The organism is Actinomadura sp. RB99, assembly GCF_014706005.1.
Classification (GTDB): Bacteria; Actinomycetota; Actinomycetes; order Streptosporangiales; family Streptosporangiaceae; genus Spirillospora.
Genome location: NZ_JABMCA010000056.1, coordinates 52,779 through 67,243, shown reverse-complemented (window position 1 = coordinate 67,243; position 14,465 = coordinate 52,779). Strand labels below are relative to the sequence as shown.

The window sequence follows — 14,465 nt, the reverse complement described above, 5'->3', positions numbered from 1 at the left end:
CGGGCCGGGACGCGGGCCCGGCTTGGGCGCGCGGGGACCCGGACGCGGGCCGGCCGGAGCGCCGGTGCCGCCGGACGGCGGGGCGCTCGGGGCCTTGGCGGCCGGAACCTGCGGAACCTGCTGGCTCGGGGCCTGCTGGCCCGGCTGGCCCGGAGCCGGCTGGCTCGGGGCGGGCGGGACCGGCGGACGCGGACCCGGCTTCGGGCCTCCGGCGGCACCGCCAGGGCCGGGGCGCGGCCCGGACGGGCGCGGCCCGGCGGGCCGCGGCGCCTGCGGGCGGGCACCCTGAGATTCCGATCCGCCATTGGGCGGACCGGGACGCGGCGCGGACGGGCGGGGCCCCTGGGGCCGCTTCTGGCCGCCTACGCGCCTGTCCCCCTGCTTGGAGGACGAACCGTTTGAGAAGGCTTCGGTGAGCCTGCGAACGACCGGCGCCTCGATCGTGGAGGACGCCGATCGTACGAACTCGCCCATTTCCTGGAGCTTGGCCATGACGACCTTGCTCTCGACACCGAACTCCTTGGCGAGTTCGTAAACCCGGACCTTGGCCACTGCACTCCCTACTCGGTCCGGGGGTGCGGCCACCGGACCGTCGTTAACCTGCCGTACTCATCGCGGCGTGCTCATCGAGCGCTCATAGCAATCTCGACCTGCTTCCGACTAGACGTCGCTTACCATTCGGCCATCCTGCTGCTGCGCGGCGTTCGCCGCAAGCCGGTCCCGCAGCGCCGTACCGTCGAGCGGTCCCGGCAGGCGGAAAGCCCGCGGGAACGCCCGACGTCGCTCTGCGAGTTCGAGGCACCGCGGGTCGGGATGCAGATGCGCTCCCCGTCCCGGGAGCCGCCCGCGGGGATCGGGGACGATCTCGCCCTCGACCACCACCAGGCGCAACAGGTCGGACTTGGCCGTGCGGACCAGGCAGCCCACACACGTGCGTTGTGGAACCGCCCGGCCACTTTCCATGAGTCTACCGCGCCGAGGCGTCTGCGGGACCTGTCGCATGCTCTCCTGATTCGGAAGATCCGGATTCGCCAGCCTCGGGCGCCTTCGAGGCGGTCCGCCCGGACGGTCCCCCGCCCGCCGGCTCGGTGTCGGACCTGATGTCGATCCGCCAGCCGGTCAGGCGGGCCGCGAGCCGGGCGTTCTGCCCCTCCTTGCCGATCGCCAGCGAGAGCTGGTAATCGGGGACGATCACCCGTGCCACACGGCCGTCGAGGTCGACCACCTCGACCGCTGAAACACGGGCCGGGGACAGCGCATTCCCGACGAACTCGGCCGGGTCGTCCGACCAGTCCACGATGTCGATCTTCTCGCCGTGCAGCTCGGCCATCACGTTGCGGACCCGGCTGCCGAGCGGGCCGATGCAGGCGCCCTTGGCGTTCACGCCGGGCTTGCGCGACCGCACCGCGATCTTGGTGCGGTGGCCGGCCTCGCGGGCGATCGCGGCGATCTCCACGGTGCCGTCGGCGATCTCCGGGACCTCCAGCGCGAACAGCTTGCGGACGAGGTTCGGGTGCGTGCGCGACAGCTGCACCGACGGGCCGCGGTGGCCCTTGCGGACCTGCACCACGTAGGCGCGCAGCCGCTCGCCGTGGTCGTAGCGCTCGCCGGGCACCTGCTCCTGCGGCGGGAGCACCGCCTCCAGCCGGCCGAGGTCGACCAGCACGTTCCGCGGGTCCTTGCCCTGCTGGATGATGCCGCTGACGATGTCGCCCTCGCGCCCGGCGTACTCGCCGAACGTCAGCTCGTCCTCGGCGTCGCGCAGCCGCTGCAGGATGACCTGCTTGGCGGTGGTCGCCGCGATCCGGCCGAAACCGGTCGGGGTGTCGTCGTACTCGCGGAGGGCGTTGCCCTCCTCGTCGGTCTCCGTCGCCCACACGGTCACGTGCCCGCTCTGCCGGTCCAGCTCGACGCGCGCGCGGGGCGCGGCGCCCTCCGTCCGGTGGTAGGCGATCAGCAGGGCGTCTTCGATGGCCTTGACGGCCACGTCGAGCGAGATGTCCTTCTCGCTCTCCAGGCCGCGCAGGGCGGTCATGTCGATGTCCACGAGGTTCCCCCCTCTAATCCGGCTCAGCCGGAGAACGCGTTTCCTCGGCCTCGCCGGGCGGAACGGGCGAGCCGCCCCCCTCGGGGGGCGTGTCCTCCCGGGAGGACGGCCCCCCGGGCTCCCCGGAGAGGGGTTTGAACTCCACCTGGACGCGGCCGCGCCCCAGCTCGTCGAGGCCGAACCGGCGGCGCCGCGTCCCGGGGCTCCCCGGTCCGGCGGACTTGCCGCCGCCCTTGCCGGACCCCTTGGCCCGGGCGGGGGCGACGTCGATCTCGACGGCCTCGTCGTCGGCCGCCACCACACGGCCCTCGACCTGGCCGCCCTCGGCCAGCGGGACGACGACCAGCCTGCCGACGGCGCGGCGCCAGTGCCGCGGCTCGGTGAGGGGACGGTCGACGCCGGGCGAGGTCACCTCCAGCACGTACGGCGAGGCGCCCATCACGTCGGAGCCGTCCAGCAGCCCGGAGGCGGTCTCGCTCAGCCGGGCGATGTCGTCCAGGCCCACCCCGCCGTCGCCGTCGACGACGATCTTGACGAGCCGGCGGCGCCCGGCGGGGCGCACGTCGACCTCCTCGAGGTCGAAGCCGGCCGCGTCGACCGCGGGGGCGAGCAGCGCGGTCAGCTCCGCGATGGCGGCGTCGCGGGCCGGCCGGGCCGGGGCGTCGCCGCGCGCGCCCCGGGCGCGGCCCCCCTGAGCGCGGCCACCGCGGGACTCGACGCTCATGGGACCCTCCTCCTGTTGTGCCTTCCCGCCCGCCGGTGAGGGCGGCGGGACCTGTCGCTGAAGTCACCGCTTGTCCGCTGACTCCTCAAGACTATCGAGAGCCGGACACCTCAGCGGCCTTTCGAACAGCTCACCGGCGCGCCGGATATGGAATGCTTGAGCTGGCCCGATGGACGCGTCCGGCGACCGGGACGGAGCCGCGGCGCGGCGCGGGCCGCCACCACCACACCACCGGGTGAGGAGACTCCCTTGCCAGAGGCCGTGCCGCGCCTGCCGGGAACCGTGTCGCGCCGGGGGCTGCTGCTGGGCGGCGGTGCCGTGCTCGCGGCGCCCTGGCTGGCGGGCTGCGCGGCGGAGGCGGCCGGGCCCCGTCCGGACGTGTCGACGCTCGTCGGCGCGATCACCTCCGAGCAGGACCTCATCGCCACCTACGAGGCGGCGAAGGCCGCGGACGCGTCGCTGGCCCGCCGTCTCGATCCCGTCCTGGCGCACCACCGGCAGCACCTGACCGTGTTGAAGCGGCACTACGTGCCCGGCTCGGGGCGGAGGGCCCACGAGGGCGGCACGATCCCGCCGCCGCACGCGGCCGAGCTGCCCCAGGGGCCGGCGGAGATCCTCACGGCGCTGCGCCTCGCGGAGGACCGCGCCGCCGCCGCCCGCCGCGCCGACACCGCCAAGGCCCCGCCGGGGCTGGCGCAGCTGCTGGCGAGCATCGGGGCGTGCGAGGCGGGGCACGCCGAGACGGTCCGCGCGCATCCGCCCGCCGACCCGGCCAAGTCGCCGACCCAGGCGATCCAGACGGCCCTCGCCGCCGAGCACGCCGCCGTGTACGGCTACGGCGTCCTGGGCGGCAGGCTGCGGGGCGCGCTGCAGCAGGCCGCGAAGACGTACTGGGACGCCCATCGCGCGCAGCGGGACAAGCTGGTATCGATCCTGTCGGCGCAGCCGGTGGCCGCGGCGGCCGGATACCGGCTGCCGATCAAGGTGACCAACGCCCGCAGCGCCGCCCGGCTCGCCGCCGCGCTGGAGGACGACCTCGTCCCCGCCTACGTGGGTCTCGCCGGGGCGTCCGCCGCGGACCTGCGCGTCTTCGCCGCCGACAGCGCCGAGCGGTCGGCGGCGCGGTCGGCGAAGTGGCGGGCGAGCGCGGGCGACGGCGCCCCTTCGGCGGCCTTCCCGGGGCTGCCGCCGGCGGCCCTGTCACCCCGTCCCGAACCCGGTGAGTGATCTTCGGCACGACGGGAACGAATGCGCTTCATGTACGCGTTGTCGCTTTTGCACTGGCCTACTCGGGGGAGGAGCCCAGACCTGCCATGACCAGCACCCCGCACCGGTACGAGACCGACGGGCCCGCCGGCCGCGCGCCCAGTGCGCTGGACGAGTTGCGCGCCGCCTACCGGGAGCAGCTGAACCAGCTCGCGGCCGAGCGCGACGAGGCCCGCCGCCAGGCCCGCCGCGCCAAGGCGCAGGCCGCCGTCGCCCGCGCCGATCTCGCGAGCCTGCAGAGCCGCGTCCAGGAGCTGCTGGCCGCCGCCGCGCGGCACCTGCCGGATCTGCCGGCCGTGGAGCCGGCGGAGCGTCCGGCCGAGATCGAGTCCGCGCCCGCCGCGTCCCGCGCGCTCCCGGCCCCTGAGCCCGCCGGGGCCGAGGGCACCGGGAACGAACGCCCTGAGACCGAGCGCCCTGAGAACGAGCCGGCGGAGATCGAGCCCGCCGTCGCGGAGGCCGCGGACGCCGCCCGTCCCGTGGACGCGCGTCCCGTGCCCGTGGGAGCGGTGGTCGCGGCGGAGGCGGCCGAAGCCGAGCGGTCCGGCAACGAGACGGTCCGGCACCAGAACAGGCGCAAGTCCCGGAAGGCCAGACGCAGGAGCGTCCGGACGGGTTGACCGGGGAGGAACGGCCCGCACATGGGCCGCGCGGAGGCCGCCGGGGAGGATTTCCCGGCGGCCTCTCCGCGTCCCCGAACTGCTAATGTCCTGCGGTGACTTCGTACGGCCTCCTCGTCTCCCCCTCGCACAACCGGGTCTACGCCCAGGCCGCCTCCGGCCTGGTGAAGGCCGAGCTGGCGGTGTTCGGCGAGCGGGCCCTCGGCGGACGCATCCGCGACATCGAGGAGACGTCGATCGGCGGCGTCCCGTACGTGACGTTCTCGGCGGACGACCTGACCGACACCGACATCCGGCTCCTGTCGAACCTGTCGTCGCTGTACGCCCTGTTCGAGATCGAGGGCGAGCTGCTCAGGCCGGTCGGGCTGAAGCCCCTGGACCTGTTCCCCAGCGACCTGCTGACCATCCAGAAGTACTCGGGGAAGACGAACGAGTACTTCACGAAGCTGCTGCTGAACGTCACCGCGATGGCGACCGACTCCCCCATGGACCTGGTGGCCGGCAGGCCCCGGCTGCTCGACCCGATGTGCGGGCGGGGCACCACGCTGAACCAGGCGATGATGTACGGGCTGGACGCGGCCGGCATGGACGTCGACGGCAAGGACTTCGACGCCTACGCGGCGTTCATCAAGACGTGGCTGAAGAACAACCGCGTGAAGCACCAGGCGGAGATCGCGCCCGTCCGGCGGGACAAGGCGGTGCTGGGCCGGCGCCTGCACGTCACCCTCGGCGCGTCCAAGGAGCTGTACAAGAGCGGCGAGACGATGGAGATCACCGTCGTGAACGCCGACGCGGCCAGGGCCGGGCGGTTCTTCCGGCCCGGGTCGTTCGACCTGATCGTGACGGACGCGCCGTACGGGGTGCAGCACGGCAGCCGGTCGAAGGGCGCGCGGCAGGGCCAGAAGGACGGGCCGCGGCTGTCGCGCAGCCCGGTGGAGCTGCTGGAGGCCGCGGTGCCGGAGTGGACGCCGCTGCTGCGGCGCGGCGGCGCGATCGGGATCTCCTGGAACACGTTCGTGGGGCGCCGCGAGGAGCTGGCGGAGATCCTGACCTCCAGCGGGCTGGAGGTGCAGGACTCCGAGCCCTACCTGGGCTTCCGGCACCGCGTCGACCAGGCGATCTCCCGCGACCTGATCGTCGCCCGCAGATCCTGACCCTTTCTAGGGCGCCACTCCTAGGGGGCGTGCCAGGTCTCCACGTGCGGGAGCAGCTCGCCGATGTCGTGGATCAGCGCGTCCGGGGGCGTGAGGCCGGGGCGGGTGAAGGCGTGCGTCGTCTGGTGCCAGATCTGCACGGCCCGCAGCCCGGCGGCCTTGGCGCCGTGGATGTCGTCGTAGGGGCGGTCGCCGACGAAGACGCAGGCGGCGGGATCGGTGGCGCCGACCGCGTCCATGGCGGCGCGGAACGCCTCGGCGTGCGGTTTCGTCCACGGGATCTCGCTGGAGTAGACGGCGCCGTCGAGCAGGCGGAGGACGTCGTCGCGGGCGAAGATCCGCTCGTGCAGGTCGCGGCTCCACATGGTGTTGGACAGGACGCCGACCTTGATGCCGCGCTCGCGCAGCGCGCGGAGCAGGCCGGGGACGGCCGGGTCGGTCCAGGTGTGCGGGGTCCACGTCTCGTAGTGGGTGTCGAGCAGCGCGTCGGTCGGCTCGACGCCGGCGAGCGCGAACAGCTCGGCGAGGGTGGCGCTGCGGTGCTCCTCGGTGCCGCGCCGCCACAGCTCCAGCTCCGCCTCGGCGAGGGCGGCGGCGACGGTCTCGACGCTGTCGGCGGGCAGGTGCGGGGAGCAGATCGTCCGCCACATCTCGGGCAGCTCGACGTCGTGCCAGGGGGTCAGCGTGCCGCCCCAGTCGAAGATCACTGCTTGTAGGGCCATGCCGGAAATCGTAACCATCCGGGCACTCCGCACGATGATCCGTTTACGCGGTGAACCTGTCCCGGAGGGCGCGACCGGGGCCGTCCTCGTCCCGGTTTAGGAGCCCCTCCATGCGCAGACCGCTCGTCGCCTCCGCCCTCTCGGCCGCCTTGCTCGGCGCCGCCGCCGTCCCCGCGGTCGCGGGGACCATCCCCGATGGTCCGGGGAAGGGCCTGGTTCCGCAGTACATCGGCGGTCCGGCGACGCCGAAGGCGCTCGCGGGGAAGCCCGTGCCCGCCAACCCGTATCAGGGGCCGGTCGGCACGTCGTCGATGCACGCGGACGGCTACGCGTCCGACACCTATCCGTTCATGGGGCCGCTCGGCCGGAACCCCGAGGTGCTCAACGACGCCAAGGGCGGCGGGCTGCCGGGCCTGTGCTCGACGGTCACCTTCGCGAAGCGGACGGGCCTGATCGTCGCGCAGTGCACGCAGGGGCAGAACTTCATGCTGCGGCTGATCGACCCGGTGACGCTGAAGGACCTCGCCACCTACCAGCTCCCGCCCAGGTCGTCGACGGTGCAGGCGGTGTTCTCCGGCAGCCTCGACAAGGTCTTCACCGACACCTCCGGCGGCGCCTACTACTACCTGGACCCGCAGGACCGGGCGGTGCTCGCCGACTCGGCGTTCCACCTGCGCCGCTTCGCCCACGAGAAGGGGCCGGACGGCGCGTGGCGGTTCACGGTCACCGACGACTGGGACCTGTCCCGCTACCTCCCGCACGACTGCGCCACCTGGACGAACCCGTGGCCGAAGGGCGAGTGCGACCCGATCACCGCGGTCGGCCCGGACTGGACGGGCCTGATCTGGTGGATCACGCGGGCCGGGCGGATCGGCACCGTGGACCCGGGGTCGGGCGCGGTGAGGATGACGCGGCTGCCCGGCGAGCAGATCCAGAACTCGTTCGCGGCCGCGGCGGACGGCGTCTCGATCGTGTCGGACCACGCGCTGTACCAGATGAAGGCGGGCCCGGACGGGACGCCGAAGGTGCTGTGGCGCGAGACCTACGACCGCGGCACCGGCCGCAAGCCCGGGCAGATCGACCAGGGTTCGGGGACGACCCCGACGTTCCTCGGCGACCGGTACGTGGCGATCACCGACAACGCCGACGACCGGATGCACGTGATCGTGCGGCGCCGCGACGACGGCGGGCTGGTCTGCCAGGTCCCCGTCTTCGGCAGCGGCGCGAGCGCGACGGACAACTCTCTCATCGGCTACGGGAGCAGCCTGTTCGTCGAGAACAACTACGGGTACAAGAACTTCTTCGAGCTGCCGCCCGGCGGGTCGTCCACGGGCGGGGTGAGCCGGGTGGACGTGAACGCCGGCGGGAAGGGCTGCCGCACCGTCTGGACGAGCCCGGAGCGGTCGCCGTCCACGGTGGCGAAGGTCTCCGTCCCGGCGGGGCTGCTCTACCTGTACACGAAGGACCCGCGCAAGGACCTGATCGACGCCTGGTACCTCACGGCGGTGGACGTCCACACGGGCCGAACCGTCTACAAGGTGCTGACCGGTACGGGCAAGTGGTTCGACAACAACTGGGCGCCCGTCACCATCGGCCCGAACGGGACCGCGTACGTGGGCGTGATCGGCGGCCTGGTCGCCGTCCGCGACCGCGACCAGGCACGCCCGTAACCGCGAAAAGGCCCCTCCGGAACGCGGTTAGGCCCGTCCGGACCGTGAGTAGGCCCGGCGCCAGCGGGGATACACGTCTGATCGGACGAACCCGACCGGACCGTGGAGGAGCCATGAGGGCGCGCAAGCCCGGGGAGAGCCGCGACTTCCGCGAGGACGTCGACGACATGGGCGACAACGATCAGGACATCGAGATCGGCCTGACCGAGGAGTACGTGACCGACCCGCCCGACGACCTGAGGATCGAGGACCCCCAGCCGGACCCGGACGGGCTGAGCATCGACGAGTACGAGCGGGAGGCGGAGCGGGCCGGCGACGACCCGCCGGAGCCCGACACCGCCGCGGAATCCGATGCCGTGAACCCCACCCGCCGCCCGTAGCCCGCTCGCGGCCCGCCGCGGCGCCCCGGCTCGGCGCGCGGCCGGGGCCGGCCCCGAGAGGCCGCGGCGCCCGTACGGACGTGTGCCGTACGGGCGCCGCGGCCGTTCTCCGGGCCTGGGGCTAGGGCATGCCGGGCCGCTGCAACTGCTTGCGGTAGGTCCAGAAGAACATCCGCTGGTTGGGGCGTTCGGTGATGCCGTAGATCCGGTCGCCGCCCGAGTACGGGTCGAAGGCCAGGGACTCCCCGCCGATCGGTCCGACGATCTTGAACGGCGCCTTGCCGTCCCCGTCACGGTCGCTGTAGAACGCGCCGGGGGCGGTGAGGGTCGTGCTGTAGTAGATCGTGTCGCCGCCACCGCCGTGGTAGCCGGCGACGCCCTGGACGTTCGTGAGGTTCGTCCCGTACACGACCATGGACTTGACCTGGCCGGACGCGTCCGCCTGCAGCGAGCCGTCGGCGTTGAGCGGCCACCGGACGACGCGCATCGGCTTCGCCGACGTCACGCCGCCCCCGGTCTTGTACTCGGCCGTGAGCAGGCTCTTGGGCGAGGTGGTCGGGTCGTAGGTGACCGTGCTGAAGCACAGGTCCTTGTCCTTGGCTGACGGCGCCTTGTCCCAGGCGGGGCAGGCCCCCGCGTTGAGCGGCCGGTACATGCCGGTCTGGAACAGGACGTACTTCTCGCCGTGCGCGTAGAACTTGCCGTCCGTGGCGTCGACGCCCAGCCCGGTCTTGCCGGTGGGCACCTGGTAGGTGCGGCGGACGTCGTAGACCCGCAGGCCCGAGGTGTCGGCGGTGTAGACGTAGTCGCCGGCGAGGGCGACGCCGCCCTGGTGCTGGGGCGCGTCGGCGACGCCCTGGGCCGAGGCGGCGCCGGGCGCGGGCGCGGCGGGACGGACGTCCTTGACGGCGAGCTTGCCGGCGGCGGTCGCGGTCGGGATGGCGAGCGTGACGGGCTGGTAGGCGCCCGCCTTCTCGACCAGGGGGCGCTTGCCGACGGTGAGGCGCGAGCCGTCCGTCACCCAGTCGGAGCCGGACAGGTGCCGGTGGTACCAGCTGAGCACGAACCCGTCGAGCTGGGCGGTGCGGCTGGTCGCCACGCCCTGCGGGATCCAGGACTTGCTGCTCTTGTCTCCGTTGGCGAAGCACCAGGCGCCGACCGTCAGCTTGGCGTTCATCGCCTTGACCGCGTCGTTGGCCCCGCAGCCGCTCTTCCAGACCAGGCCGTTCTTCGCGCCGCTCGCGGCGGCGGCGAGGTTCGCCTGCCGCTTCATGCCGCGGGCCGGGTTCGCCGCCGTGTCGTCGAGCTGCTTGAGCGCGGCGGCGGAGACGGGAGAGGACTTGAGCGTGAACGAGACGCCGGAGAGCGGGGCGGTGTCGCCGGCGCCGACGGCGGCGGCGGCGGCCTTGGACACGGTGACGTGCTCGGCGGATCCGGACGGCAGGGCGACGGCGCCGGCGACGGCGAGCGCGGCCGCGGCGGCGGTGGCGCCGAGGACGGCCGTCCTTCGGGGAGCGGGCATGGAGTCCTTTCCGTCGGGGCGGGAACAAATACGACAGAGGGGAGATCCTAGGCAGGAAGGCGATCAGCTGTCAGAGCAACGCGAGAGGTTGCTGACGAGCCCGCCGGGCGCGCCCGGCGCGGACCCCGTGGCAAAGATCACTTTGTGGTTCCGTGACCCGCTCCAGGGGAATGTCATACCGGAGCCGTAGGTTGCGCTAGGCGGGCGAGCTTGCGAGGTGACCGGGACATGACCGAGACAGTCGCGGCACCGGCACACCCCCCGGCCGACGTCGCCTCACCCCGTCCGCTGCCGGATGGGACACGATGGGACGGACCGGACATGGACGAGCCGTCCCCCGACGACCTGTTCCTCGAACGGCCGGCCGGCGCGCACGCCGTGGACGACGCGCCGAAGCGCCCCTGGTGGCGGCGCAAGGCGGGGCTCCTGCTCCAGTGGGGAGTGCTGCTCCTCGCCGTCGCGGCGCTGCCGCTCTACCGCGACTCGCTTCCCGACCTCGGCGCCATGTGGCACTCGATCCGGCACGCCGATCCCGGCTGGCTGACGATGGTGGTGCTCGCGGTGGCGGGCTCGATGGGCGCCTTCGCCCGGCTCCAGCGGCGGCTGCTGCGCGTCGGCGGGCTGCGGATGCCGCTGCGCCGCGCGTTCGCGATCACCTACGCGGGCAACGCGCTGTCCACGACGCTACCGGCGGGGCCCGCGGTGAGCGTCGTCTACACGTTCCGGCAGTTCCGCCGCGGCGGGGCGTCGGCGAAGCTCGCCACGGCCGTGATCATCGCCGGGGGCGTCATCACCACGACGACCTACTCGGTGATCGGCCTGCTGGCGCTGCTCGCCGACCCGGCCACGCGCGGTCCGGCGCTGACCGGGCTCGCCGTGCCCGCCGTCCTGCTCCTGATGCTGGTGCCGCTGCTGCGGTGGCCGCGCCCGCGCGCGGTGCTGACGGCGCCGCCGCGCCGCGCCTTCCAGTTCGCGCTGGCGCATCCGAAGCTCGGCCCGTGGGCCGAGCGGCTCGCCGGCGTCCGCGACGTGCTGCGCCCGAACCGGCGCGACTGGGCCGCGCTGATCACGCTCGCGACGCTGAACTGGGTGCTGGACATCCTCGCGCTGCTGGCCGCGGCCCACGCCGTCGGCATCGACGTCGACCCGCACGCCGCCGCGCTCGCCTACTTCGCGGCGCAGGCCGCGGGCAGCGTGCTGCCGGTGCTGCCGGGCGGCCTCGGCGCGATCGAGGGCAGCATGGCCGCCTCGCTCGTCGCCTTCGGCGCGGCGCTGTCCCCCGCCGCCGCGGCGGTGGGCCTGTACCGGCTCGTCTCGTACTGGGGCGTCGTCGCCGCCGGCTGGATCGCCTGGCTCGGCCTGCACGAGGGGCCGCGGCTGCCGGCGCCGGTGAAGGCCCGGTTCGCCGGGGCGGGACGGCTCGTCCTGGACGGCCTGACCTCGACCGCGACGCTCAACCCGTACAGCGCGGTGCCGCTCGTCATCCCGGCCGAGGCGCGCCGGCCATAGGCGCATCACCCGATCCGCAGAGCCCCGGGCCGCAGGACGGTCCGGGGCTCCGCCATGGGACCGAGACCCGACCGGGACCTTTGACGGAGATCGTCCCTTTTGGGAATCATCATTCCCGGAGAGCGGCTTTAGTGGTCATGCAGGCCGCACCCCCTCCTCCCGGCGACACGCCCGCGCGACCCGGACCGGCGGGGCCCCGACGCCTGAGCAGGCAATTGGTCGACAGAAGGGATCGAGCCCCCATGGCGCAGGGAGCCATCACGCCGGCGGCGGACCTCGACGGCGCACGGTTCCGGCAGGTGATGGGCCGGTTCGCGACCGGTGTGGTCGCCATCACGGCCGTCGAACCCGGCACGGCGCGGCCCACGGGGATCGCCGCCAACTCCTTCACCTCGGTCTCCCTCGATCCTCCCCTCGTGGCGTTCTGCGTCGCCCACACCAGCACCACCTGGCCCCGGCTGCGCGCCTCGGACCGGCTCTGCATCAACATCCTCGGCGAGCCCCAGCTCGACGTCTGCCGGCGGCTCGCGCTCAAGGGCGGCGACAAGTTCGAGGGCATCGACTGGACGGAGAGCCCGAGCGGCGCCCCCGCCATCGAGGGCGCCCTCGCCTGGATCGAGTGCTCCGTCGAGCAGGAGCACGTCGCCGGCGACCATGTCATCGTCGTCGCCCGCGTCCACGCCCTGGACGAGAACCACGACGGCCGCCCCCTGGTGTTCTACCGGGGCGCCTACGGAGGCATCGCCTAGCTCAAGGCGCACCCTGGAGGCGGGCTCCTAGCGCGCCGAGGGGGAGGCGATCTCGGCGCCGCGGAGGCGGGCGAGGACCTGGACGGGATCGGACAGCACCTCGGCGAACGCGAACTCGGCGGCGCCGACCAGGGTGGTGTCGTCGCCGAGGGCGGCGGTGCGGAGCCGGACCTTCTCACGCGGCGCGTCGAGCGCGCCGGTCGCGAGCACGCTGCGGATCTGCGCGGCGGCGCCGAGATAGATGTCGCGCAGCGTCCCGCCGAAGATGACCAGGCCGGGGTTGAACACGTTGACGAGGTTCGCGACGCCGAGGCCGAGCCAGGTGCCGACGCGGTGCAGCGCCTCGCGGGCGACGATGTCCCCGCGGTCGGCGGCGTCCACCACGTCGCGGACCGCGTCGCGGCCCGCCTTGTTCGTCGGCTCCTCGCGGCCGGCGTGGGCGAGCAGCGTCCGCTCCCCCACCTCGGCCTCCAGGCAGCCCTTCGAGCCGCAGGCGCACTGCCGGCCGCCCGGATTGACGATCATGTGGCCGATCTCGCCGCCGAAGCCCTCGTCGCCGCCGAGCAGCCGGCCGTGCGCGATGATGCCGCCGCCGACGCCGACGTCGCCGTGCAGGTAGATGAGGTTGTCGCAGTTCACGCCGGCGCCGCGCTCGTGCTCGGCGAGCGCGCCGAGGTTGGCGTCGTTGCACACCGACACCGGGATGCCGAGGCCGAGCCGGCGCGACAGGGCGTCGCCGAGCCGCAGGTCCCCGACGTCGAGGTTGGGGCCGAACATGATCATGTCGTCGGAGCGGCGGACGGTGCCGGGGAAGCCGAGGGCGGCGCCGACGCAGACCGCGTCGCGCTCGGCCTTGCGGACCAGCGAGCGGGCGCCGGCGACGAGCATGCCGAGCAGGTCGGACGGGTCGGAGTCGCGGGCGCGGGTGCCCTCCCGGCGGTCCAGGACGACGCCGCCGAGGCCGACGCGGGCGACGACGAGCCGGTCGACGCCGACCTCGAACGCCAGCACGTAGACCCGGGTCGACTCGGGCCGCACGACGAGGGACGGGCGCCCGGCGCGCCGCCCCGGCCCGCGCGGCAGCTCCTCGCGGACGAGGCCGGCGGCGGTGAGGTCGGAGGTCAGCGCCATGATGGTGCTGCGGTTCAGCCCGAGGCTCTCGGCGAGCGTCGCGCGGGACGCGGGGCCGCGCAGGTGCACGAAGCGCAGCAGCGTCCCGAGGTTGTGCCGCCGGATGTCCTCCTGTGACGGGCCCGCCTTCATCATCGCCGCAGCCCCAGGTCGCCGCTGACGCCGGAGGTGATCAGCTCGACGACCTGCCGGTGGGTGACGTCGGCGGTGCGCACCTGCGCGGCCATGCGGCCGAGGTACAGCGCGGCGATCCGGTCGGAGACCGCGAACACGTCGTTCATGTTGTGCGAGATGAGCACGACGGCGAGGCCCTTGTCGGCGAGCCGCCGGACGATCTCCAGGACCTGCTGGGTCTGCGCGACGCCGAGCGCGGCGGCGGGCTCGTCCAGCACGACGAGCTTGCTGTCCCACAGCACGGCGCGGGCGATCGCGACCGTCTGCCGCTGCCCGCCCGACAGCGTCGAGATCTTCTGCCGGACCGAGCCCATGGTGCGGACGGACAGGCCGGACAGGGTCCTGCGGGCCAGCTCTTCCATCCCGGACTCGTCGAGCGCGATGCCTCGCCGCTGCTCGCGGCCGAGGAACAGGTTCTGGACGATGTCGAGGTTCTCGCAGAGCGCGAGGTCCTGGTGGACGACCTCGATGCCGAGGGCGGCGGCGTCGCGCGGGCTGCCGAGCCGCACGGGGCGGCCCTCGAAGCGGTACTCCCCCGCGTCCGGCGCGTGGATGCCGCCGATGCACTTGACGAGGGTGGTCTTGCCGGCGCCGTTGTCGCCGACCAGCGCGGTGACCTCGCCCGGGTACGCGGAGAAGGCGATGTCGTGGAGGACCTTGACGGAACCGAAACTCTTGTCGATGCCGCGCAGGTCGAGGACGGGCGTCACTGCCATGCCGAGGGGCTCCCACCGTGCCGCGTCACCGCGCGCCGATCGGTCGTGGGCAGTGAGCGTATCAGCCGCGTTCACGGGCCG

Annotated in this window: 14 protein-coding genes and 1 pseudogene; 7 read left to right on the top strand and 8 right to left on the bottom strand. The window is 73.6% G+C overall.

The genetic code is table 11. From position 1 onward, the window contains the following. The 4 genes and pseudogenes from amrb99_RS50270 to rimP all read right to left on the bottom strand — a co-directional run. The coding region (locus amrb99_RS50270; RefSeq protein WP_347256994.1) for a translation initiation factor IF-2 N-terminal domain-containing protein at positions 1–552 on the bottom strand (552 nt) is incomplete at its 3' end. Between the two features lie 108 nt (positions 553–660). Next, a complete protein-coding gene (locus amrb99_RS36005; protein ID WP_190864773.1) occupies positions 661–963 on the bottom strand; it encodes a YlxR family protein in 303 nt (100 codons plus the stop codon). A gap of 4 nt (positions 964–967) precedes the next feature. Next, positions 968–2,035, bottom strand: coding sequence for a transcription termination factor NusA (nusA, locus tag amrb99_RS36000; protein WP_190864790.1), 1,068 nt, complete (start codon positions 2,033–2,035; stop codon positions 968–970). Positions 2,036–2,174: 139 nt separating this feature from the next. Next, positions 2,175–2,771 (bottom strand): annotated as a pseudogene (rimP, locus tag amrb99_RS35995) (ribosome maturation factor RimP); the annotation flags it as partial. Between the two features lie 249 nt (positions 2,772–3,020). Here rimP and amrb99_RS51740 point away from each other — a divergent pair. The 3 genes from amrb99_RS51740 (at position 3,021) to amrb99_RS53430 (ending at position 5,811) form a co-directional block, all read left to right on the top strand. After that, a complete protein-coding gene (locus amrb99_RS51740; RefSeq protein ID WP_241756237.1) occupies positions 3,021–3,998 on the top strand; it encodes a ferritin-like domain-containing protein in 978 nt (325 codons plus the stop codon). Between the two features lie 86 nt (positions 3,999–4,084). Then, positions 4,085–4,657 (top strand): hypothetical protein, encoded by a 573-nt coding sequence (locus tag amrb99_RS35985; protein ID WP_190864769.1) that lies wholly within the window; start codon positions 4,085–4,087, stop codon positions 4,655–4,657. A gap of 95 nt (positions 4,658–4,752) precedes the next feature. Next, a complete protein-coding gene (locus tag amrb99_RS53430) occupies positions 4,753–5,811 on the top strand; it encodes an SAM-dependent methyltransferase (RefSeq protein ID WP_190864767.1) in 1,059 nt (352 codons plus the stop codon). A 20-nt stretch (positions 5,812–5,831) separates the two neighbouring features. On the opposite strand, the gene amrb99_RS35975 is transcribed toward amrb99_RS53430, so the two are convergent. Beyond that, on the bottom strand, positions 5,832–6,533 hold the full coding sequence (locus tag amrb99_RS35975; RefSeq protein WP_190864765.1) for an HAD family hydrolase: 702 nt from the start codon (positions 6,531–6,533) through the stop codon (positions 5,832–5,834). Positions 6,534–6,643: 110 nt separating this feature from the next. Between amrb99_RS35975 and amrb99_RS35970 the strand changes: the two genes are divergently transcribed. Both amrb99_RS35970 and amrb99_RS35965 read left to right on the top strand, forming a co-directional pair. Then, complete coding sequence (locus amrb99_RS35970) at positions 6,644–8,203, top strand: hypothetical protein (protein WP_190864763.1); 1,560 nt, start codon at positions 6,644–6,646, stop codon at positions 8,201–8,203. Between the two features lie 113 nt (positions 8,204–8,316). Continuing rightward, entirely contained in the window at positions 8,317–8,583 is a 267-nt protein-coding gene (locus tag amrb99_RS35965; protein WP_190864761.1) for a hypothetical protein, read from the top strand. Positions 8,584–8,704: 121 nt separating this feature from the next. Here the strand turns inward: amrb99_RS35965 and amrb99_RS35960 are convergent, their stop codons facing one another. Next, positions 8,705–10,105, bottom strand: coding sequence for a hypothetical protein (locus amrb99_RS35960; RefSeq protein ID WP_190864759.1), 1,401 nt, complete (start codon positions 10,103–10,105; stop codon positions 8,705–8,707). A 321-nt stretch (positions 10,106–10,426) separates the two neighbouring features. On the opposite strand from amrb99_RS35960, the gene amrb99_RS35955 reads away from it, so the two are divergent. Together amrb99_RS35955 and amrb99_RS35950 are read left to right on the top strand one after the other, a co-directional pair. Continuing rightward, a complete protein-coding gene (locus tag amrb99_RS35955) occupies positions 10,427–11,614 on the top strand; it encodes a lysylphosphatidylglycerol synthase transmembrane domain-containing protein (protein ID WP_190864757.1) in 1,188 nt (395 codons plus the stop codon). Positions 11,615–11,856: 242 nt separating this feature from the next. Continuing rightward, the gene (locus tag amrb99_RS35950) at positions 11,857–12,363 is read left to right on the top strand and encodes a flavin reductase family protein (protein WP_190864755.1); all 507 of its coding nucleotides are present in this window, start codon (positions 11,857–11,859) and stop codon (positions 12,361–12,363) included. Between the two features lie 27 nt (positions 12,364–12,390). On the opposite strand, the gene amrb99_RS35945 is transcribed toward amrb99_RS35950, so the two are convergent. Together amrb99_RS35945 and amrb99_RS35940 are read right to left on the bottom strand one after the other, a co-directional pair. Continuing rightward, positions 12,391–13,626 (bottom strand): ROK family transcriptional regulator, encoded by a 1,236-nt coding sequence (locus amrb99_RS35945; protein WP_190864786.1) that lies wholly within the window; start codon positions 13,624–13,626, stop codon positions 12,391–12,393. After that, entirely contained in the window at positions 13,626–14,384 is a 759-nt protein-coding gene (locus tag amrb99_RS35940) for an ATP-binding cassette domain-containing protein (protein ID WP_190864753.1), read from the bottom strand. Before amrb99_RS35940 ends, amrb99_RS35945 begins: the two co-directional genes overlap by 1 nt. Between the last annotated feature and the right edge of the window lie 81 nt (positions 14,385–14,465).